The organism is Planktothrix mougeotii LEGE 06226, assembly GCF_015207485.1.
Classification (GTDB): Bacteria; Cyanobacteriota; Cyanobacteriia; order Cyanobacteriales; family Microcoleaceae; genus Planktothrix.
This window is the reverse complement of record NZ_JADEWU010000012.1, coordinates 37,162-59,458: the sequence shown is the minus strand read 5'-3', so window position 1 is coordinate 59,458 and position 22,297 is coordinate 37,162. Positions and strand designations below refer to the sequence as shown.

General features: G+C 37.0%; 13 protein-coding genes. 8 read left to right on the top strand and 5 right to left on the bottom strand.

Annotation, left to right across the window (positions count from 1 at the left end; translation table 11 throughout):
- Positions 1–223 precede the first annotated feature (223 nt).
- The gene (locus tag IQ236_RS07810) at positions 224–1,576 is read left to right on the top strand and encodes a hypothetical protein (protein ID WP_193868745.1); all 1,353 of its coding nucleotides are present in this window, start codon (positions 224–226) and stop codon (positions 1,574–1,576) included.
- 39 nt (positions 1,577–1,615) lie between these two features.
- Here the strand turns inward: IQ236_RS07810 and IQ236_RS07805 are convergent, their stop codons facing one another.
- Complete coding sequence (locus IQ236_RS07805; RefSeq protein WP_193868744.1) at positions 1,616–2,107, bottom strand: glycine-rich domain-containing protein; 492 nt, start codon at positions 2,105–2,107, stop codon at positions 1,616–1,618.
- A 256-nt stretch (positions 2,108–2,363) separates the two neighbouring features.
- Here IQ236_RS07805 and IQ236_RS07800 point away from each other — a divergent pair, with 256 nt between their 5' ends.
- Both IQ236_RS07800 and IQ236_RS07795 read left to right on the top strand, forming a co-directional pair.
- Complete coding sequence (locus IQ236_RS07800; protein WP_193868743.1) at positions 2,364–5,525, top strand: DEAD/DEAH box helicase; 3,162 nt, start codon at positions 2,364–2,366, stop codon at positions 5,523–5,525.
- 40 nt (positions 5,526–5,565) lie between these two features.
- Positions 5,566–6,411, top strand: a complete 846-nt coding sequence (locus IQ236_RS07795; RefSeq protein ID WP_193868742.1) for an SWIM zinc finger family protein — start codon at positions 5,566–5,568, stop codon at positions 6,409–6,411.
- A gap of 65 nt (positions 6,412–6,476) precedes the next feature.
- On the opposite strand, the gene IQ236_RS07790 is transcribed toward IQ236_RS07795, so the two are convergent.
- Positions 6,477–7,529, bottom strand: coding sequence for a Fe(3+) ABC transporter substrate-binding protein (locus IQ236_RS07790; RefSeq protein ID WP_193868741.1), 1,053 nt, complete (start codon positions 7,527–7,529; stop codon positions 6,477–6,479).
- Positions 7,530–7,904: 375 nt separating this feature from the next.
- Between IQ236_RS07790 and IQ236_RS07785 the strand changes: the two genes are divergently transcribed.
- Positions 7,905–8,363, top strand: a complete 459-nt coding sequence (locus tag IQ236_RS07785) for a YraN family protein (protein WP_193868740.1) — start codon at positions 7,905–7,907, stop codon at positions 8,361–8,363.
- Positions 8,364–8,375: 12 nt separating this feature from the next.
- Here IQ236_RS07785 and IQ236_RS07780 read toward each other — a convergent pair whose 3' ends face one another.
- Positions 8,376–8,765, bottom strand: coding sequence for a hypothetical protein (locus tag IQ236_RS07780; protein ID WP_193868739.1), 390 nt, complete (start codon positions 8,763–8,765; stop codon positions 8,376–8,378).
- A 387-nt stretch (positions 8,766–9,152) separates the two neighbouring features.
- Between IQ236_RS07780 and queA the strand changes: the two genes are divergently transcribed.
- Both queA and IQ236_RS07770 read left to right on the top strand, forming a co-directional pair.
- A complete protein-coding gene (gene queA, locus IQ236_RS07775; protein ID WP_193868738.1) occupies positions 9,153–10,310 on the top strand; it encodes a tRNA preQ1(34) S-adenosylmethionine ribosyltransferase-isomerase QueA in 1,158 nt (385 codons plus the stop codon).
- Between the two features lie 352 nt (positions 10,311–10,662).
- Complete coding sequence (locus IQ236_RS07770) at positions 10,663–12,489, top strand: caspase family protein (protein ID WP_193868737.1); 1,827 nt, start codon at positions 10,663–10,665, stop codon at positions 12,487–12,489.
- Between the two features lie 51 nt (positions 12,490–12,540).
- On the opposite strand, the gene msrA is transcribed toward IQ236_RS07770, so the two are convergent.
- Positions 12,541–13,197, bottom strand: a complete 657-nt coding sequence (msrA, locus tag IQ236_RS07765; RefSeq protein ID WP_193868736.1) for a peptide-methionine (S)-S-oxide reductase MsrA — start codon at positions 13,195–13,197, stop codon at positions 12,541–12,543.
- Positions 13,198–13,282: 85 nt separating this feature from the next.
- Entirely contained in the window at positions 13,283–14,839 is a 1,557-nt protein-coding gene (locus tag IQ236_RS07760; RefSeq protein ID WP_193868735.1) for a hypothetical protein, read from the bottom strand.
- Positions 14,840–14,969: 130 nt separating this feature from the next.
- Here IQ236_RS07760 and IQ236_RS07755 point away from each other — a divergent pair, with 130 nt between their 5' ends.
- Positions 14,970–15,854, top strand: a complete 885-nt coding sequence (locus IQ236_RS07755) for a fructosamine kinase family protein (protein ID WP_193868772.1) — start codon at positions 14,970–14,972, stop codon at positions 15,852–15,854.
- A 376-nt stretch (positions 15,855–16,230) separates the two neighbouring features.
- A complete protein-coding gene (locus IQ236_RS07750) occupies positions 16,231–22,284 on the top strand; it encodes a hybrid sensor histidine kinase/response regulator (protein ID WP_193868734.1) in 6,054 nt (2,017 codons plus the stop codon).
- Positions 22,285–22,297 lie beyond the last annotated feature (13 nt).

Below are 22,297 nucleotides of genomic sequence, written 5' to 3'. Positions count from 1 at the left end.
GTGTTTGAGATGATTTCCTCCAGTGATTTGACAGTGTAAATTTCTCCCCGCTATAAAAGATCTCCACAGTATGAATATTTTTTACAGGGGTATTGTGTGCAAGGGTCAAAGACTAACTATTACCAGCAAATCATAGATTTTTCTTCAAATCTACTCCACAGTGTTGATAAATTTGCTAGAATCTCAGCTAAACTAACTCATAGATGTGAACCTTTCTTGTTTTATGATTCAACAACCCAACAACCCACCACCAGAATTTCATGAGGTCTATCAGACTTGGCAAGTTGAGCGACTGTTGGCTGATCTGCTTCATGCTTATAACTGTATCAGAGAAAAAAAACAGAAAAAAATTTACCAAATTAAAGAATTCAGTCCAACTCTCCGAGATTATTTGTTACTGCTTTTAGCGGGTAAAAGTCCTATAGAAATTGCCAGTCGGTTTGGTAAGAAACCTACTAAAACTAAAGGTGATACGGTCAGACATCGGCTTTCTCAAGAATTGTATCCAGTGATCGCAAAACTTCTGCAACAACGGAGTATATCTTTTAAGAAAGTACAATCACAAAACATTCCTGATTTATTAGAAAAAGCGGGTTATAAAATTTTGCCAAAATCTAATCAAAGTGATTTGTTTTCCTGTGATTTCGGCTTAACATTACAAATAGCCGAAGCTGGACTCAAACAATATCTATTCATCTCTGAACAATATCAAATTTTAGACTGGCCCAACCATTGTAATAAATTAGCTCAAAACTGGTCAGACTTAGAACTTTTTATCGAATGGTGTCAGGCTCCTGAACGTTATCAATCGTTAAAAATTCTTCTACAAAATACTCAACAATATAGTTATATTTATGGTTCTTACCAAAAACGTTTAGAGCAAGTAGAAGGATTATTGAAAGTTGCTGACCTTAAAGATACAGCCACAATTACAGAAGCAATCTTAGAAAAATCATGGATTTTAACTTTAATGAATAGCTGGAAAGAAGCGGATAAATTATACCAACTAATTTCCTCTAATTCTGACCCTATTTTACAGTTGAAGCTCACAAAAAATCAAGCGGTTTGGTATCTTCAACAACAACAATATTCCCAAGCTTTAGATTATTTACAGCAAGCTAGAATCATTTTAAAACATTGTTATCTTGACCCAGAGCGATCGCAACGATGGCAAATTATCCTTGACTACTATGAACCGCAAATCTATTTTCACCTAGAACAATATTCTTTAGCTCAGTCCCTTTATCAAAAAGCTTGGGATAAAGCCAAACAATTCGGATGGCAAAGAATTGCTGTTGCTTTTCAAAATTGGATGGCTCGGATTGCTTTAGTTAAAGGGGACTTCTATCAAGCTCGATATCGATTAGAAGAGGGTTTACAGACATCATTACTATACGATGATTGTCAATTAAATGCCTGTTATAATTTATCTCTAGCTCGCCTAGAAAAAGTTGAAGGGAATTTTTCTAAATCTCGATATTGGGGTATGGAAGCTTTGAGCAAATTTGAAAAATTGGGAATGGTTGATAAAATTATTCAAGCTCAAAGCCTCTTAAAATCCCTGGAAACTGTTTAAGGAGTCAGAGTCATTGAGAAATTTCCCTCATGATTTTAGTTAAGTAAGATGAGGATCAGGAGGATGAATACAATCAGCTTTTGGTGTTTTTTGTGATTCCTGATCAGATGGATTTTCTGAAGTTGTATTTGCTAAAATTTCTGATCCAAAATGTTGTCGCCATAACTCTAAGGTTTCTGACCAGGCTGTTTCCGTTTGCTTTTGGGCTTCAGGGGTTAAACTATAAGTTGGTACATGATGAATATACCGACCAAATAACATTTGACTATCCTGAATGTATTGAGGGGTATTGAGGATATGTTCATGCCAAATTAAATCGACTTCAGGGAGAGGAGGAACTATCGTTTTATTCGGATATAAGTAAAGAAGAAATAAAAACATCTGATAAAAAGCGATCGCTCCCAAGGTTTTTTCTCGATTCCATTGATATTTATAAATGACCCATTCCAGAAGAGGATTCAGGTCAACTTCTCTTAATTTTCCCCAAAAGTAAACTTCTCTTTCGGTAATATTTTTTTGCAGATAGTTCATCTTTCATTCCTCCAATCTATTCGTTAATACATCGGGCAAAATTGAATATTGTTCATTGCCTTGATGATTAATTTACCAGGATTAAGTTAAAAATCAATAGGATTAAAAGACCGTAAAATATATCTGATTCAAAGGTGATTTAGTGACAATTTAATTTTAATTCAATCAACTCTTAATTAAATCTCTAATTTTTAAATTTCGTTTTAATGAATCAAGACACAATATAATTAATACAGAACAGTTGCAGGTTGATGAGATGGCAATTCTACATGGAAGTTGGTGCATTACGCCGAGTCGGTCTTTCTTCCTTTGGGGAGAAACCTGGCGACGAGTTACGTCGGAGTCCCTGGCTTCAGCACCGATTCTTCCTTATCCCTTTGCTTTAAACAATACTGAACTCTTGACTCAACCCCTGTTAAAAAATATTAAGTTATCCGATATTTCTCCCCATCTGCTCTCCCCGAAAATTCTAGCACTACCAACGGATATTTCGGAAACAGTTGGAACTCTCACTCCAATTTATTCTACTGCAACAAATAGTCCTCAATCTCATCTCTATCCTTGGCAAATTACCGGAATTTCTCTTCATCCTAAACAAGCCTTTCAATTTTTACAATCTCTACCTTTAAGTACCGTAACAACATCAGAATCTAACTTAGGGGAAGATTTACGATTTTGGTCACATATTACCCGTTGGAGTTTGGATTTATTGGCTAGATCTAAATTTTTACCCCAATTAATTCAACAATCTGATCAAACGATTATTGCACAATGGCAACCCCTTCTTGATAGTGCGATTGACCAAGCTCGATTATTACGGTTTGCTAAACAAATGCCAACGGTTTGTCGAATGGTTCAAGAGTTAATAGAAGGTGATATTATAGCCATTGATTTACCTTTATCTCCTCAAGATATTATCATTGATTTTCTAGGAACAATGATCGATGCACAGGTGAGAACTGTTGCTGAAGAAGTTGAAACAAAAGCCAGTGCTAATGCGGTTTTACTTCCTCCAACCTTGCAAGCTTGGTTACAAGGATTAGGGAAAGAAGAAAATAGAGTTCAGGGAGAATTAACAGAAATAGAATCTTTAGAAACCGCCTTAAAAAATTGGACTTCTCCGCTACAATATTCTTTATCTGAACAAAATCTATTTTCAACGGCGTTTCAGTTACATCCTCCTACAGAAGATAATCCTAATTGGCAATTAGAATATTGTCTACAAGCTATTGATGATCCTGAATTTATTATCAATACTCATATTATTTGGAGTCATCCAGTTGAGTCCTTTCCCTATCGAGGGAGAACAATTAAACATCCCCAGGAAACGTTGTTAAAAGGCTTGGGTTTGGCTTCTAAATTATATCCCGTCATTGAATCAAGTTTACAACAAGCTCGTCCTGAAAGTTGTAGTTTAAATCCTTTACAAGCTTATGAATTTCTAAAAAGTTATGCTTGGCGTTTTACGGATAGCGGGTTAGGGGTAATTTTACCGCCTAGTTTAGCAAATCGAGAGGGTTGGGCGAGTCGATTGGGATTAAGTATTAAAGCAGAAACGCCTAAATTAAAAATCAATGAACGGTTAGGATTAAAAAGTTTATTAAACTTTAAATGGCAATTATCCATTGGCGGTCAAACAATGACTAAGGCGGAATTTGATCGCTTAGTTTATAAAGAAAGTCCGTTAGTAGAAATTAATGGAGAATGGGTTGAGTTACGACCCTCGGATATTAAAGCAGCAAAAACATTTTTTAGTCAGCGTAAAGATGAAATGACTCTCTCCTTAGAAGATGCGTTACGGTTATCAACGGGAGATACTCAAATGATTGAGAAATTACCTGTTGTTAACTTTGAAGCGGGAGGAAAATTACAGGAATTATTAAATACTTTAACCAATAATCGAAGTTTAGAACCGATTCCGAACCCACAGAATTTTAAAGGAGAATTACGACCCTATCAAGCCAGGGGTGCAGGTTGGTTATCCTTCCTTGAACAATGGGGGTTAGGTGCGTGTTTAGCGGATGATATGGGATTAGGAAAAACGATAGAATTTATTGCTTTCTTACTTCATCTTAAAGAAAACAATAGTTTAGAAAATCCGGTTTTATTAGTTTGTCCTACATCGGTTTTAGGGAATTGGGAACGGGAAGTTAAACGATTTAGTCCAACTCTAAAAGTGCTGGTTCATCATGGCGATAAACGTGCAAAAGGTAAAAATTTTGCTAAAATAATTCAAGATAAAAATTTAGTGATTACCAGCTATCCGCTAACCTTTAGAGATGAAAAGGAATTGCAGGGGGTAACTTGGCAAGGACTGGTATTAGATGAAGCCCAAAATATTAAAAATCCCGATGCAAAACAATCTAAAACGGTTAGAAACATCAACGCATCCTTTAAAATTGCTTTAACCGGAACTCCCGTAGAAAACCGCTTATCAGAATTGTGGTCAATTATGGATTTTTTAAATCCAGGGTATTTAGGACAACGAACATTTTTTCAACGACGGTTTGCAATTCCCATTGAAAAATATGGAGATACGGACTCGTTAAAAATATTGCGATCGCTAGTTCAACCTTTTATTTTACGTCGGTTAAAAACAGATAAGGATATTATACAAGATTTACCCGATAAACAAGAAAATACTGTGTTTTGTCCCTTAACCACTGAACAAGCAACCCTATATCAAAAAATTGTTGATGAATCTTTAGAAAAAATTGATGACGCGGAAGGAATTCAACGCCGAGGAATGATTCTAGCATTATTAGTGAGGCTGAAACAGGTTTGTAATCATCCGGTTTTAATTGAAGCTAAAGTTAAAAATAGTAAAAAATCAGACAAACAAGATTTAATTAAAACCCAATATTCAGGAAAATTACAACGGTTGACAGAAATGCTAGAAGAGGTTTTAGCAGAAGGCGATCGCGCTTTAATTTTTACTCAATTTGCAGAATGGGGAAAATTGTTACAACCCTATTTAGAACATCATTTTCACCGAGAAATATTATTTTTGTATGGGAGTACCTCAAAAAATAAACGGGAAGAAATGATTGATCAGTTTCAAAATGATCCGCAAGCTCCACCCATTATGATATTATCCTTAAAAGCCGGAGGAGTGGGTTTAAATTTAACCCGTGCGAATCATGTTTTTCATTTTGACCGATGGTGGAACCCCGCCGTTGAAAATCAAGCTACGGATCGAGTTTTTAGAATTGGTCAAACTCGGAATGTACAAGTGCATAAATTTGTTTGTACTGGAACATTAGAAGAAAAAATTCATGATTTAATTGAAAGTAAAAAAGCCTTAGCAGAACAAGTTGTGAGTGCGGGGGAAGATTGGTTAACGGCTTTAGATACCGATCAACTCAGAAATTTATTAATATTAGATCGAAACTCAATTATTGAGGAGGAAGAGGAATAGTTTTAAAGTTCAAAAAATTGTTAATAAAAGGAGTAATTTCATGGTAGACTATACAATGGAAGCCAACAAAGAATGGTGGTCACAACAATGGTTAGATTTATTAGATAAATATCGGTTTAAAAAACGCTTAGAACGAGCCAGAAATTATGCCAGACAAGGAAATGTTTTAAACATTGACTTTAAAGATCAAAAGGTTTTAGCCCAGGTTCAGGGAACTCAACCCGAACCTTATACGGTTTCCTTGTGGTTAGATGTGTTTAGTGATGAAGAATGGAATTATATTATTGAAACTTTATCACAACGAGCGATTTTTAGTGCTAAATTATTAGCCGGAGAAATGCCCCAGGATATTGAAGATGTATTTGCAGCTAATGGGTTAAGATTGTTTCCCTTTTCCTTAGATAATGTTCATTCTGAATGTAGTTGTCCTGACAAAGCCAACCCCTGTAAACATATTGGTGCAGTTTATTATATGTTGGGCGATCGCTTTAGTGAAGATCCGTTTGTTTTATTTCAACTTCGGGGAAGAACTCAAGAACAAATTATTACAACGTTACGTCAACTGCGGGGTCAAAGTGAAGAAGATATTAACGTTTCTACCAGAGAAACAACAGCGATAAAATCGAACCCCCATGCTCCTAAACTCAATCAATTCTGGAATTACTCTGAACAACTAGACCCCGCTTTAGTCGTGATTACACCGCCTCCTGGCAGTGAAACTGTACTGGATGTTTTAGGTACAATTCCATTAGCCCCCCTTGCTGTAAATTCTAATAATCGTTCTACTTCATCCGCCACCGATATTGTAATGCAATATTTAGAAACAGTCTATAAAAATGTTAGCCAACAAGCGGTTTTAATTGCACTTAATCGGGAAGAAATCTAAGTAAGTTCGACGAAGCTAAAAAATAGGTAAGCCTTTTCTTAGCCCGTCAAACTCCCATTTTCTAACTATTTCCAGCCTGCTCGATCCATAATTTGAATCGCCTGGGCGTTAAATTTGCCGTAGGCTGCAACATTCATCGGATCACTCTTAAATGTGCCATAACTCGCTAAAACTGGAGAGACAGGAACACCCGCAACGGCTGGATATTCAAAAGCACTTTGAGCAAAAATCTTTTGAGCTTCTGGACTTGCTAAATACTCTAAAAATTTAATCGCTCCCGCTTTATTTTTAGCCGTTTTTATCACCCCTGCACCACTAATATTCGTGTGAGTTCCCTGGGCTCGTTGGTTGGGAAAAAATAACCCAACTTTACTCGCAATTGCTTTATCTTCCGGTTTCTGAGATCCAGCCAAACGGGCTAAATAATAGGTATTTGCTAAAGTTAACTGCCCCACACCTGAAGCGACTGCTTTAATTTGAGAAACATCATTTCCTTCCGGGGGTCTGGCAAAATTAGCCACCAATCCTTTCACCCATTTTTCTGAATTGGCAGTTCCACTTTGCCCAACCATTGAAGCCACTAAGGATTGATTATAGATATTATTAGAAGAACGAACGACTACTTTTCCTTTCCATTTAGGATTTGCTAAATCTTCATAGGTAGACAATTGAGCCGGATTGACTTTAGCTTTATTATAAACAATGACTCTCGCCCGTTTAGAAAATCCAAACCAATTACCATTAGGCTCTCTTAAATTAGCTGGAATGGCTTGATTTAAAGTCCCAGAAGAAATAGGTTGAAAAATCCCCTGTTGTTGCGCTCTCCAAAGGTTTCCAGCATCAACAGTAATTAAAATATCTGCCGGACTATTGGCTCCTTCACTTTTGATTCGTTCGACTAATTCCTCCGCTTTTCCTTCAACAATATTGACTTTAATCCCCGTTTTGTTTGTAAAGCTTTGATAAAGCTGATTGTCACTATCGTAATGACGAGCCGAGTAAACATTCAGAACTTGGGGGTTAGCTTGACTGCGCTGCATCGGGGTAAGTCCTCCAACCGCAACGACGGCCAAGGCTGTTCCAACGGTGAGGAACCCACGTCTAGTGATATTTTTCATGGATCTGGAAAAGGTCTGCTTTAATGCAATAGTTTTTCAAGAAGATAGTATAGCGTTAATGCTAGTTATTCTCAATAATTGTTTTTTGAAAACAACTATGGTAATATTAAGCGTTTTTTATCCAAGAAGGGAGAAACCATGAATGGAATGGCAAGTCACGACTTGCGGAAGAGCAGCAGTTACTGAACTCTTTGGGTAAAGCTCGTTAAAATAAATGATGGAAGTTCCTAATATTCTAGTTTCAGGTATAGAAACCTATTGCTAATAATCATCAAATATGACAAAGCAAAAATATCCCCAGTGTATAACCTACAGTTCGGTGTTCGGTGTTCCCGCTTATAGAATGTTTACGAACAACCACAACAACTGACATCTATGTCTAAAACGATTGGTTCTTTAGGGGAAGAATTGGTTGGCTCTTGGTTAGAAAGCCAAGGTTGGCAAATTTTGCATCATCAATGGTATTGTCGATTTGGAGAAATTGATTTAATTGCGTTGTATCGGGGACAGGGGACTGTTCCCATGTTGAGTTTTGTTGAAGTTAAAACCCGTAGTCAACGAAATTGGGATCAGGGGGGACTTTTAGCCATTACTCCCCGTAAACAAGCAAAATTGATTCAAGCGGCGGAATTATTTTTAAGCGCTCGCCCGGATTTAAGCGAATATCCTTGTCGGTTTGATGTGGCTTTAGTGCGTTGCGATCGCTCTCCGACCCAAACCCCTATCTGTGAAGATATCCCCCCTTTTCCTGATAGCCTAAAAGTCGGTCAACCTTTTTTCCTCAACGGCTACCGACTCCTATTACAAGATTATATTGAATCTGCCTTTAACTAAATCTTGTTAACCTCAAGCTAATGCTTCAGGACAATACCCTAACCCTCTAACAAATTGGGTTTTAAAAGATTCCACATCTTCACGGTTAGGAATACCATGAGACACCACAGCAACTTGGTAGCGGCGCATGACACTGAGAGGGGATTGACCCGTTTCTAAGCCCCAAAGGGCCATTAAAATCCGCATATCAGGTTCGTAGGGAACACCCAATTCGTGCATAAAAGCTCTAAAGTCCCCGTGTTCTTGTGGTGTCAGATATTGACGCATTTTAATTTTGATAATCCAGCCATCTATTTGGTGAATCACTGTAATAAACTGAACGGGGAGGGAGTGATTTGAACTTAAAAAGTCTATCACTCTCAGCGTAAGGCTTGTATTGGCAAGGTAGTAAAGGTATTCCATCGGTCATCTCCTGCATGATTGTCCCGCCTGTTTGTTGCTTAACTCCAGCCCGGAACCCTGCAACAAAGAGTAATAGGGGCGGTGTTTTTGATTCTGCTGTAAGGGCCGTTGATCCCAATCTGAGGTCAAAACAAAGCCAAAAACAATGCGACCTTTCCGTCGGTAGGCAGCATAACCCTATATTTATATAATGCCAAGATTAACGATGATAAGATAGGGGAAAAGCACCCGATTTGGGATGGGGGATTCTACCCAAATCTAAATCCAGCAATTCCAAGGGATCACAGGGTAGCCTATTAAGATCGATAGGGGGATCTTTAAAGATTAGTCAGCCGATCATCGGATGGCCGAGTCTAGTAATTCATTGTTGAAGGACAATTCAAGAGAATGGATCAGTTAGATTATTGGTTAGAAAGCTATAATTATCAACTCCCAGAAGAACGTATTGCACAAAATCCTGTTGTACCTAGAGATCATTCCCGTTTGTTAGTGGTAGATTCTCCCAGTTCTCATCGTCATTGTCTATTTAAAGATTTACCTGACTTTCTGCGACCGGGAGATTTATTAGTTCTGAATAATACCCGTGTTCTTCCCGCTCGTCTTTATGGACGCAAAATTAGTGGGGCGGCGGTAGAAGTGTTATTACTGGAAGAAAAATCCCATCATTGTTGGTTAGCATTAGTTAAACCGGGTAAACGATTTAAACTGGGTTCAGTGATTGAATTTGAGTTTAATTCTGATGCAAAAACGGATTCTAATTCTCAACCCTTAAAAGCAATTGTTTTAGAAACGGATGAGGAAACGGGAGGACGGTTATTAAAATTTGAAATTCCCGAAGGACAGTCTTTAATTCCGCTTTTAGAACAGTTTGGAAATATCCCCTTTCCCCCCTATGTTACGGACACAGAAGCATTACCAGAACAATATCAAACCATTTATGCCAAACATTCCGGGGCTGTCGCTGCACCTACAGCCGGGTTACATTTTACAGAAGAATTATTTCAATGTTTAGAACAAAAAGGCATTGACAAAACGTTTTTAACCTTGCACGTTGGAGTCGGAACTTTTCGACCTGTGGAAGTGGATCAAATTACTGACCATCAAATGCACGGAGAATGGATTGAAGTTCCGACAGAAACTATTGAAAAAATTGAGAAAACAAAAGCTTCAGGGGGTAGAATTATTGCAGTGGGAACAACGGTGGTACGAGCGTTAGAAGGAGCAGCGATCGCCCATTCTTCCCAATTTGAAGCATTACCAGAAAACTTAAAAGAATCTGCTCTTAAAAGTTATTGTGGAAAAACCAATATTTTTATTTATCCCGGATATCAATGGCGCGTCATTGATGGATTAATTACGAATTTTCACTTACCTAAATCAAGTTTATTAATGTTGGTTTCAGCCTTAATTGGGCGAGAACGGTTACTGAATTTATATCAAGCAGTATTAGAAGAACCCGCCAATGATTTTGGACGACAATATCGATTTTATTCCTTTGGGGATGCGATGTTTATTTTACCAGAAGCAACATTAAAAGTAGATTAATGTTATCTAGTTATCCATTAACATTTTATCGTCAATCGTTGTGGGCTGGAGACTCAAAACTCAAATGAAATCGTCAAATGTTGGGTACGCATCCGTATCGTGTAGAGACGCGCCATGGCACGTCTCTACGGGGCTTTTGGGGATCATCTATAGCCCCAATTGCAGGATTTCATGTCATGACTCCTGACGGTGGGTGGGTGCGAGTCGCCCTTACAGATCCTACTCCTAGGCTGCCTTCGTTATAAAAATTAATGATTTAAAAGTGCGATCGCCAACCATCAAGGCATTTTGACAATTCCAAGAATATGTTATCGTTTTTGCAGGTTTATTAAAAAATAATGGGGCATAGGTGATGAAACATCACGTTTGTATTGCTGTTGGCATTAATCAATATCAATATCTGCAACCCTTAAATTATGCCCAAAAGGATGCAGAAGCTGTCTATGAATTTTTGGTAAATGGTGCTGGATTTCCTCAAGATAAGAGTTTATTGCTGAGTGATAACTCACCCCAGGTATCGGGGATGTCCACCTACCCGAACCAAGAAAATATTTTAGATTGGGTGGAGTCCGTCTGTAACGAGCAATTGGGCCATGAGGATGTTCTGTGGTTGTTCTGGAGTGGCTATGGGTTTAGTCAAGAGGGAAAAGATTACTTGCTCCCCATTGATGGTAACCCGGCCCAGTTAGAAAAAACGGGGATTCCCATTGAAAAGTTGTATGACGCTCTGAAGGCGGCTCCAACGGATAAAATTTTAGTATTGTTGGATATTAACCGAAGTCAAGGGGTACACGCGGGGGAAAGTGTAGGAAATCAAACGGTGGAACTCGCCCGCCAATTGGAAATTCCTACCATTTTATCTTGTCGTCGGGAACAGTTATCACGGGAAACTTCGGCTTTACGACAAGGGTTTTTTACCGCCGCGTTATTAGAAGGATTAAAAACGGGAGAATGTTCGACATTAGACCCGTTAATCCATTTCTTAGGGGAACGTTTACCCGAACTGACCGAACAACATTTAAGACCGAGACAAAAACCTGTCTTTGCTGTTTATCCAGCCACTAAACTCCAACAGTTCATTCTGCCTGAAAGCCGTCAGGTAGCGAGTGTTAGCCTTTCTAATGGTATGAGGGAAATAAATATGGCGACTGTAGAACCCTACCAAAATGGTACTGTTCCTTTATCCGAAGATCCTCTGAAACTGTCTACATCCTCTGAACGAGGGACTGGAGATCTGGGTTCTCAGACGAATGAACCTGCTGAACCCCCTGAAACTTCAGCAGAGGATTTGTCCTCTAAGGCTTCAACTTCTGTACAGCAGACCTTACCCCAACCTCCTGCAAACTCAACAGAGGATACTATGACAGATAGTTCATTTTTACAACGGTTAATTCTTTGGAGTGGAGCAACCGCACTGGTATTGTTACTGGGTGTTTTTCTCACGAATAAACCGATCTTTTTAGGTGAAAAAACGGCGAAGTCTTCCCCTGGTGTTTCAACGGTTGTTAACAATTCAAAACCGACATCAACACCTGTTGTAACAGAAACCCCAACTGCACCAGAAACGCCTCCCACTCCTCAAGAATTGTTGCAGGAATCAAAACTGCTTTTGAAAGATACTTCTGCTTCTGGTTTTAGCAAAGCGATCGCATTAGCTGCACAAATTCCCCTCGGTGATCCCCAGTTTAAGGAAGCACAAGCTAATATTGAACAATGGAGCCAAACCATTCTCGATATTGCAGAAGGACGCGCTCAAAGTCAAAATTTATCCGGTGCTGTTGATGCGGTGAAATTAATTCCCAATGCTAATCCTGCTATTTATAAACAGGGGCAAGAAAAGCTCAAAGAGTGGGAAGCTCAATTGGCTATAGTGAAAAAAAATCAAGAAATTTTGAGTCAAGCTAAAGGTTCAATTAAGCCCGGTCAAGCCTCATCTTATAGTGATGCCATCGGCAAAGTTGAACAAATTCCAGCCGATCAGCCGGGATATTCAGAAGCTCAAAAATTGATTGATCAATGGGGAAATGAAATTTGGGAAATTGCTCAATCTCGTGCTCAGAAAAAACAATATAGTAATGCGATTGAAGCGGCTCAGTTAGTTCCTAAAAAATCACCAGTCCATGCCGATGCTCAAAAAGCGATCGCTGAATGGGAAACGAAAGTTAAGCAGAAGAAATAATCTACAGAGTTGACGGTTAACGGTTAATAGTTAGCCGTCAACTGACATTTTTTAACAACTTACACTTGAACCCGGAAGTTTGACCTTTGTTCCGCCTAAACCACAATAACCATTAGGATTCTTGGCTAAATATTGTTGATGGTAACTTTCAGCATAATAAAATTCGGGTGCCTCCAGAATTTCGGTTGTGATTGTTCCATAACCTGCTTGTTTTAGGGACGGTTGATAGGCATCCCGTACAGTTTCAGCGAGTTGGCGTTGTTGGTCGGAATAAGTATAAATTCCTGAACGGTATTGGGTTCCCACATCGTTACCCTGACGCATTCCTTGGGTGGGGTCATGGCTTTCCCAAAAGACTTTCAGTAATTGTTCATAACTAATAATTTTGGGGTCGTAGACGACTCGCACGACTTCGTTATGTCCGGTTAACCCGCTACAAACTTCTTCATAGGTGGGGTTTGGGGTAATTCCGGCGGCGTAACCTACGGAGGTACTAAACACTCCCTCCTGCTGCCAAAATCGACGTTCTGCACCCCAAAAACAACCCATCCCAAACATTGCCATTTCTAAGCCGGGGGGAAAGGGAGGTTTGAGGGGATTACCATTGACATAATGTTGATCGGGTACAGGCATCGCTTCTGTCCGTCCGGGTAAGGCATCGGAGGGGGAGGGCATTTTCAGCTTTTTACCGAGTCCAAAGATGTACATGGTTAAATGAAGTTGTGAAGGATAGCTTTACACTCCTTAATAATAGCGTTTTTATCGGGGGTCGCTGACCGAGAAACCGGATTTTTCAAGATTGATGATTGATTTTTTGATGAATTGTGTTAATAATTCGTTCTTCCTCCGGGGTGATAACGCCTTCTAAATTAGCAATTTTCTGATATTTAGCTAAAAGTGCAACGGCAAAATCTGGATTAATTTGTTCAAGTAAACTGTTTAAATCCGGTGGAGAATTAAGGCTTTTAGAAATGACTTCTAAAGAATTCAGGCTCAAAGGAGCATTTTGGATTTGAGGGAGAATTTTTTCAAAGGTTTGATCAGGATTTCGAGTTAAAATAATATGAATTAAAATTTGATCCATAATCCCTTCTTGAGCGATCGCCGTTTCTAAATATTGTTCACTTTCAAGCTGGACTGTTTCTAAAGTTTCACCTTTTTTATCTTGATATAAATTGGATTCATAAAAGCGACAAGCTGCATATCCCAAGGCATAAAGTATTGCAGCATTGGTACTGACACTAATGATAGTCCCGGCTAAAGGTACATCTTCTAATAAACCTAATCCTAATTTTAAAGCTTGATTACTTCCTAAAGCTAAACTAAAAATCGCTAAAGCTTCATCTTTTCTAATTGGGTCATAAAGATCGAGATCATAAGCAGAAGCAATTTGATAAATCATTTCAAATTCTAAGGTTGTGTTGTTAGAAAAATCGGCTCCTATTAGAGTCGCTAATCTTTCAGAGACAAGCTTTGACGCGATTTCAGAACTCCCTAAAGCCAGAACTTTTTCCACCATAATTCGATGGCTAATTTGGCTAGAAGATTCATGAGGATATTGAGTTTTTAGCTGTTTAACTTCTGTTTCTACTTTTTCTAAATCTACTTTTTCAATGATTTCTAATATTTTATCTACATTTATCGTTTTGATTAAGGATTTAAGCAAAGGATTATTACTCATAAAATTCACAACACCCGATGTAGGGGTGGTTTTCGAGGTTGGATTTTTTACTTCTTCTTTAAGATTAAAAATATTCTTAACATTAAAAATATTTTTAACAGCCACTTTCCCCCCCTGCATAACGGTATTGCTAATATTTTCAACGCTATCCTTAATATTAACCGCAGTTTCAATTACAGATTGTCCGGCTTGAGTTGTGGTATTGCTAACGGTTTCCGTTACCGTATGTTTAACTTGTTCAGTAGCGTCTGAAATAGAATTAAATAATAGCCCAAAACCCATAAATTTTGAGGTTATAGGTTCGGTTGAATTCTGAGATTTTGAGGAATTAGGGTTGTTTTCTGATAACTTATGAATGGAATTTAGATCGATTTCTTCTTGCCAATCTGGAAAATCATGATTGATTCTTTTATGATAAATAATAACCTGTGTAATAGAATCTGAAATAATGTGAGTCAAAAGAGAAGCACACAGCCATTCTACTAAAACTTTTTGAGGAATAATTTTTTCGGCTTCAAACATTAATTTGAGACAGTTTTTATTTAATGTAGCTTTTACTGTAATTCCTTTCGATTCTAAATGACGATTGAGTAAAATAGCGATCGCTTTTGGATTTCCCTGTTTAGCGAGTTCTAGTAAATTAGGTTTACTGGTTTCTGTTTCAGTCATAGTGAGGAATAGAAAAAACGATTTTAAGTTTAAGTTAACAGGTAATGATTTTAAAATCCACCGTATATTTACGGATTTTTTAAAAGTTTGATATAATAAGTTAGAAGCATAAAAAATGATTTTAAATATGATGTGGGATCAAATTGCAGAGGAAATTAGCAAAACAACAGGAGAACGGTTTCAAATCAGCGATCGCCGTTCTGTAGGTGGCGGATGTATTAATCAAGGATATCAGATTAGTAATGGTTCTCGATATTATTTTATTAAACTTAATCAAGCTTCAGAAGTTGCGATGTTTGAAGCCGAAGCGTTAGGGGTTCAACAAATGGGGAAAACCCAGACCATTCGAGTTCCGCAACCGATTTGTTGGGGAACAGTGGGAAATTCGGCTTATTTAGTTTTAGAATGGCTGAACTTAGGCGGAAAAACCAATGCTTCAGCTTGGGAAGAAATGGGGCAAAAATTAGCGTTATTGCATCAATGGACACCTCCACAAAATTATCCCGGTTCTCAGAATTTTGGCTGGGATATTAATAATACCATTGGTTCAACCCCTCAAATTAATACCTGGGAAAAGAATTGGGTAGAATTTTGGCAAAAACATCGCATTGGCTATCAATTGAAGCTTGCTAAACGACAGGGAGGTTATTTTGAACAAGCCGAAAAGTTACTAGAAGCAATTCCCCAGCTTTTAGCCAATCATGATCCTAAACCTTCTTTAGTGCATGGAGATTTGTGGGGAGGAAATGCTGCTGTGACCGATGAGGGAGAACCTGTTATTTTTGATCCAGCAACCTATTTTGGAGATCGAGAAGTTGATCTAGCAATGACTGAATTATTCGGTGGTTTTCCAGCTATTTTTTACCAGGCTTATCATCAAGTTTTTCCCTTAAATCCGGGTTATGAACATCGCAAAAAGCTTTACAATCTCTACCATATCTTAAATCATTTTAATCTATTTGGAGGAGGTTATGGAACCCAAGCTAATCAAATGATTCGGGATATTTTACGCTAAACTGTGGGTATACTAACTCTATAGGTTCAATTCGTTGTATTGTTCAGTTGGCTCCATTAACCAGAAGGAATACCTGAGATGATAAGAGATGAATAAAATTAATCATTAATTCATCTTTCCAAGTAAACCTTGTTAAAGATAGCATTTTTAGGTAAGGTGTAAAACTATTTACTCGTTTTTGGAGTAAGTTTCTAGTTGTTATTAAAATAATTTACAACTTCAATAAAATCAGGGTGGCTTATTTGTCCCTATGACCGATCAGATTTTTTGATGAGAGTTAAAATACTTAAAAGTTAAATCATCATTTGTTAAATCTTTGTTTCTGAACTGATGCAGCTTTATCGAAAATCGGGAATTTATATTATCCTTTTAAACCATGTTAAACCCATCTAATTCTTACCAAATTTTAGAAAAGATTTATGAAAGTAACAATTCCTTAATTTATCGAGGTTATCGTGTTACTGATCATCAACCTGTAATTCTCAAAATGTTAAAGGATGCCTATCCATCTCCTAAACGAGTGGCTTGGTTTAAACGAGAATATGAAGTTACCTATCAATTAAATTTACCCGGTGTTATTAAGGTTTATAGCTTTGAAACCATTAATAATAACCTAACGATTATCTTAGAAGATTTTGGTGGAGATTCTCTAACCTTATTAGGATTCGCTGGAAAATTAGAGTTACAAGATTTTCTGACATTAGCAATTTCAATTACGGAAATTTTAGGACAAATTCATGCTCATCATATTATTCATAAAGATATTAATCCCAGTAATATTGTTTTCAGTCGTGCCCAAAGAAAGGTTAAAATTATTGATTTTGGGATTTCAACGGTTCTTTCTCAAGAAAATCTAACCTTTCAAAACCCAGAAATTTTAGAGGGAACACTCTTTTATATTTCCCCCGAACAAACTGGACGGATGAACCGTTTAATTGATTATCGAACAGATTATTATTCTCTGGGTATTACCTTTTATAAATTATTAACCGGACAGTTACCCTTTGAGGGAAACGATGCTTTAGAATTAGTCCATTGTCATATTGCAAAAGAACCGCCTTCTCCTCAGTCAATTAAACCCACAATTCCCACCGCATTATCCAATATTATTTTGAAGTTAATGAAAAAAAATGCAGAGGAACGTTATCAATCTTCGTGGGGATTAAAAGCTGATTTAGAACACTGTTTATCTCAACTGCAAACCCAAGGAGAAATTACCCTTTTTCCCCTGGGACAACAAGACTTTTCTCAGCAATTAACCTTACCTCAAAAATTATATGGTCGAGAACGAGAAGTTGAAACCTTATTAACAACATTTCAGCGAGTTATTGGTAAAAATCAAAACTTTTCTTTAGATTTAAAAGCAGAAATTATTCTGATCACAGGTTCGGCAGGAACCGGAAAATCGGCTTTAGTTCGAGAAATTTATAAACCCATCACGACTCAACGGGGATATTTTATTTCAGGAAAGTTTGATCAATATCAATGTCATCTTCCTTACTTTGCCTTTTCCCAAGCCTTTAACGAATTTTGTCATCAGTTATTGAGTGAATCTGAACTAAGTTTATCTCAATGGCGAGAAACAATTTTAACGGCGGTGGGCAGCAATGGTAGGGTTTTAATTGATTTAATTCCGAATTTAGAATTAGTCATCGGTCAACAACCTCCTGTTGCCCAAGTTGGTTTCCAGGAAGCCGAAAATAGATTAAAAATTCTATTTAGGAAATTTGTAGAAACCATTTGTAAACCTCAACATCCGTTAGTCTTATTTTTAGATGATTTACAATGGTCTGACCGAGCTTCATTAAACTTTTTACAATTGCTTGTTTGTGAAGCCCATATTCAATATTTATTCATTATTGCAGCCTATCGAGAAAATGAAATTGATGAAACTCATCCTTTCAATCTTACCTTAAGAAAAATTCAAGCTGAACGGGGAGAAATTGACAGAATTCATCTCACAAATTTAAGTGAATTTGATATTAATCTCTTAATTTCAGAAACTTTAAACTGTGCTTTAGATAAAATCCAAAATTTGGGTAAATTAGTTTATGATAAAACCTATGGAAATGCTTTTTTTGTGCGAGAATTCTTTAAGAAAATTTATCAAGAAAACTTGTTAAAATTTGATCCAGTTCATCATCAATGGACATTTGAACTCGAAAGCATTCAAAAACAAACTAAAACTGATAATGTAGTTGAACTGATGGTCGATAAAATTTGCCATTTATCACCCTCAACCCAAACTTTATTAAAACTGGCATCTTGTATCGGTCATTCCTTTGATTTATGGACATTATCACGCATTGCTCAAAGTTCTCCCTATCAAACGTTAGCAAGTTTATGGAATGCGCTACAGGAAGATTTAGTTTTTCCGCTTAATTTTCATTATAAATTATTTTTAAATGAAGTCATTAATTTACAAGAAACGTTAGATATAGAATCGGATTTAACATTAGATGTAGCCTGCAATTTACAAGATCAATTTGCTCAAGAGGTTCAACTTCAGTTTCAACATGACCGCATTCAACAAGCTGCTTATTCTCTTTTCGATGAATTTCAACGACAAGAAACCCATTTAAAAATCGGGCGATTATTACGGTTAACTATTCCGGCTGAACATTTAGAAGAGCATCTTTTTAATATTGTTAATCACAATAATCAAGGTTTAAATTTAATTCTTGATTCTGAAGAAAGAATTCAGCTTGCTGAATTGAACTGGAAAGCTGGCCAAAAAGCTCAAGCTTCTGCGGCTTATCCTCTCGCTATCAGCTATTTTAATATCGGGTTAAATCTTTTACCTGAAAATAGTTGGGAAACCGATTATGATTTAACGTTTAATCTTTACCAATTTTTAGCTCAAGTTACTTATCTGAATACGGATTTTGAGACAGCACAACAGTATTTAGACAAACTTTTAGACCAAGCCAAAACAACCTTAGACACTGCGAAAACTCTCAAAATTCAGATTTTAATGAATATTGCTCAACATCACATGGATAAAGCCATTGAAACCGGATTACAAACCTTAAACTGTTTAGGAATTGAATGGTTAAATAGCCCTCCAGAGTTATACCCCATTGCCACGTTAGAACAATTGCCGTTGATGACCGATGAAAAGCATAAAATGGCTTTAGAAATTTTAATTACTTTATTTGCGCCTTGTATTGTTTCCAAACCGCAATTATTACCACAACTTGCCTTTACAATGGTGCATCTTTGCCAAGAATCGGGTCATTCTGACCGGGCTGCTTTTGCTTATAGTTTTTATGGAATGTTATTGTGTGGGTTTTTATCGAATCTTGACTCCGGTTATCAATTGGGTCAATTTGCTTTACGGCTTTTAAAACAATTTGAAGTTTCCGATGTTAATTGTAAAGTTCATGATTTATTTAATGTTTTTATTCGTCATTGGAAAGAACCAGCCCGCAATATGGTAGAAGCTCTCGAACAAAATATTCAAAGGGCTTTAGAAACGGGTAATACTGAATATGCTTGTTATTCCTCTCTCAACTATTGTGCTAATCTTTTTTTAGTCGGAGAACCCTTAGAATCAGTTCAACAAAAACAAAGCCCTTATATTCAGTTAATTCAACGATTTAAACAAGATTTTCCCCTTGATTTTGTAAAAATTTGGGGACAACTGGTTCAAAATTTATTAAATTTAAGTTCAAATCCAATAATATTAACCGGGGATTTATTTGACGAAATAGAATTAATTGCTCTTCAGGAAAAAAATAATTTAACGGCTCTTTATTGTTTCTATCTAGCTAAAACAATTCTTTATTATTTATTTAAACACTATTCGGCAGCCGTAGAAGCCTCTCAACAGGCTAAACGTTATTTACCTGCGGTTACGGGTGGTTTCCCCAGTGGACAGTTCCCCTTTTATGCTGCTTTAGCTTTATTAGGGCTTTATCCAACGGTGAATTCCCTGGAAAAAACTCAAATTTTATTAGAGGTTAAACAGTATCAACATCAATTAAAACAATGGGCTAATGATGCCCCTCTAAATTATCAGCATAAATATGATTTTATTTCAGCAGAAAAAGCTCGTGTTTTAGGAAAAAAATGGACAGCAATTCAAGAATATGAAAAAGCTCTTCAAGGAGCAACATCTCAAGGAGTTTTACAGGAAGAAGGGTTAATTTATGAACGAGCTAGTGAATTTTATCGGCAGCAAGGAATGGAAGAAATTGCTCAATTATATTTAACAAAAGCCCATTATGCTTATGTTCGTTGGCAAGCCGTCGCTAAAGTTAAGGATTTAGAGACAAAATATCCTAATTTAATTGTACAACGCGCTCGCATTATTGCTGAATCGAGTAGTAGCTTATCTCAAACCACAGGACAAACCAGTTCTTTAAATTTAGATTTAACCAGCATCTTGAAAGCATCCCAAGCGCTTTCTGAGGAAATTGTTTTAGAGAAATTATTAGATAAGTTAATGAAAATTGTTTTAGAAAATGCTGGAGCCGAACTAGGCTATCTAATTTTACCTGATAATTTTTTATCGGGAAAAAGTTATGAACAAACTTCTAAAATCAAATGGGTTATTGAAGCAACGGGCAGTTTAAAAAATAATCAAGTTAGTATTTTTCAATCTATTCCCATTGAATCCGATTCTAATTCATTAAATACAGAATATGTGCCTAAAACCTTAATTAATTATGTAATTCATAAACAAGAAAGTTTAGTTTTAGATCATGCGGTTGAAGCTGAAAATTTTAGGTATGATCCCTATATTATTCTGAATCAACCTAAATCAATTCTTATTACTCCCCTCCTTTACCAAGGGAAACTGAAAGGAATACTCTATTTAGAAAATAACTTAATTATGGGGGCGTTTACTTCCGAAAGATTGCACCTGTTAAATGGGTTATCAGCCCAAATCGCTATTTCTTTAGAAAATGCCAGTTTATACAATCATTTAGAACACAAAGTTCAGGAACGAACCCAAGAATTAGAACAGGAAATTAGAGAACGAAAAAAAGCCGAGGAAGCCGCCCAATCAGCGAACCAAGCCAAAAGCTTATTTTTGGCGAATATGAGTCATGAACTGAGAACTCCTCTGAATAGTATTTTAGGGTTTACTCAATTAATGAATCGCAGTCCCAATTTATCCCCCACAGATCGAGAAAATTTAGGAATTGTGAGCCGAAGCGGTGAACATTTATTAAGCTTAATTAACAATATATTAGATTTATCTAAAATAGAAGCAAATCGTCTAACAATCAATTTAAGTAATATTGATCTTTATCGTTTATTAGACGATTTAGAAGAAATGTTTCAACTCAAAGCGGATGATAAAAAGCTACAACTGATTTTTGAGCGTTCTGCGGATATTCCTCAATATATTCAAACCGATGCTCTCAAATTAAGGCAAGTCTTGATTAATTTACTCAATAATGCTTTAAAATTTACTCAAGAGGGGGGTGTTTCCGTTAGAGTCGGGCGGGTACAAAAAGTAAACACAGAAAATCAGTCTTGCTGTTTTCTGCGGTGGGAGGTTGAGGATACAGGCTGTGGGATTGCAAAGTCAGAATTACAACATTTATTCAAAGCCTTTGTACAAACTCAAAGCGGTCAACAATCTCAAGAAGGAACCGGTTTAGGATTATCCATTAGTCATCAGTTTATTCAATTAATGGGAGGAGAACTTACAGTTAGTAGTAAATTAGGAGAAGGTACACTTTTTCAGTTTGATATTCCAGTGAACATTGTCAATGCCAATGATATTCTAACATCCTCTCCTAGTCGCAAAATTATTGCCCTAGAACCCAATCAAAATCGTTATCGAATTTTGGTTGTGGATGATAAATGGAGTAATCGTCAATTGTTAATTCGACTTCTAAATCCCTTGGGATTTGAACTGCAAGAAGCCATTCAAGGTCAAGAAGCAATTGAAATTTGGGAGGCTTGGGAACCTCACTTAATTTGGATGGATATGCGAATGCCTGTGATGGATGGTTATGAAGCTACAAAACAGATTAAATTGACAACAAAAGGTCAGGCTACCGTCATTATTGCCTTAACCGCCAGTACCTTAGAAGAGGAACGAGCCGTTGCTTTATCCGCAGGCTGTGATGATTTTGTGCGAAAACCCTTTCGAGATCAAATCATTTTAGAAAAGCTTGCTCAACATCTGGGAGTACGTTATGTGTATGAACAAGATGTGGTATCAGCCCCGGCTTTTTCAGAAACTACCCTAACGGAACTGAAGCCAACAACTTTAGCTTCCCTATCGTTAGAATGGTTAACTCAACTTCATCAAGCTGCGAAAGCTGTCAATGCCAAGCAAATCTTGAAGTTAATTGACCAACTCCCCCCGAATCAAACCTTAATTATCAATGCTCTGCGAACTAAAATCAATCAATTTGCATTTGAAGAGATTGTAGAATTGACCGCACAAGCATTAACTAATCACTGATAACTGATCACTG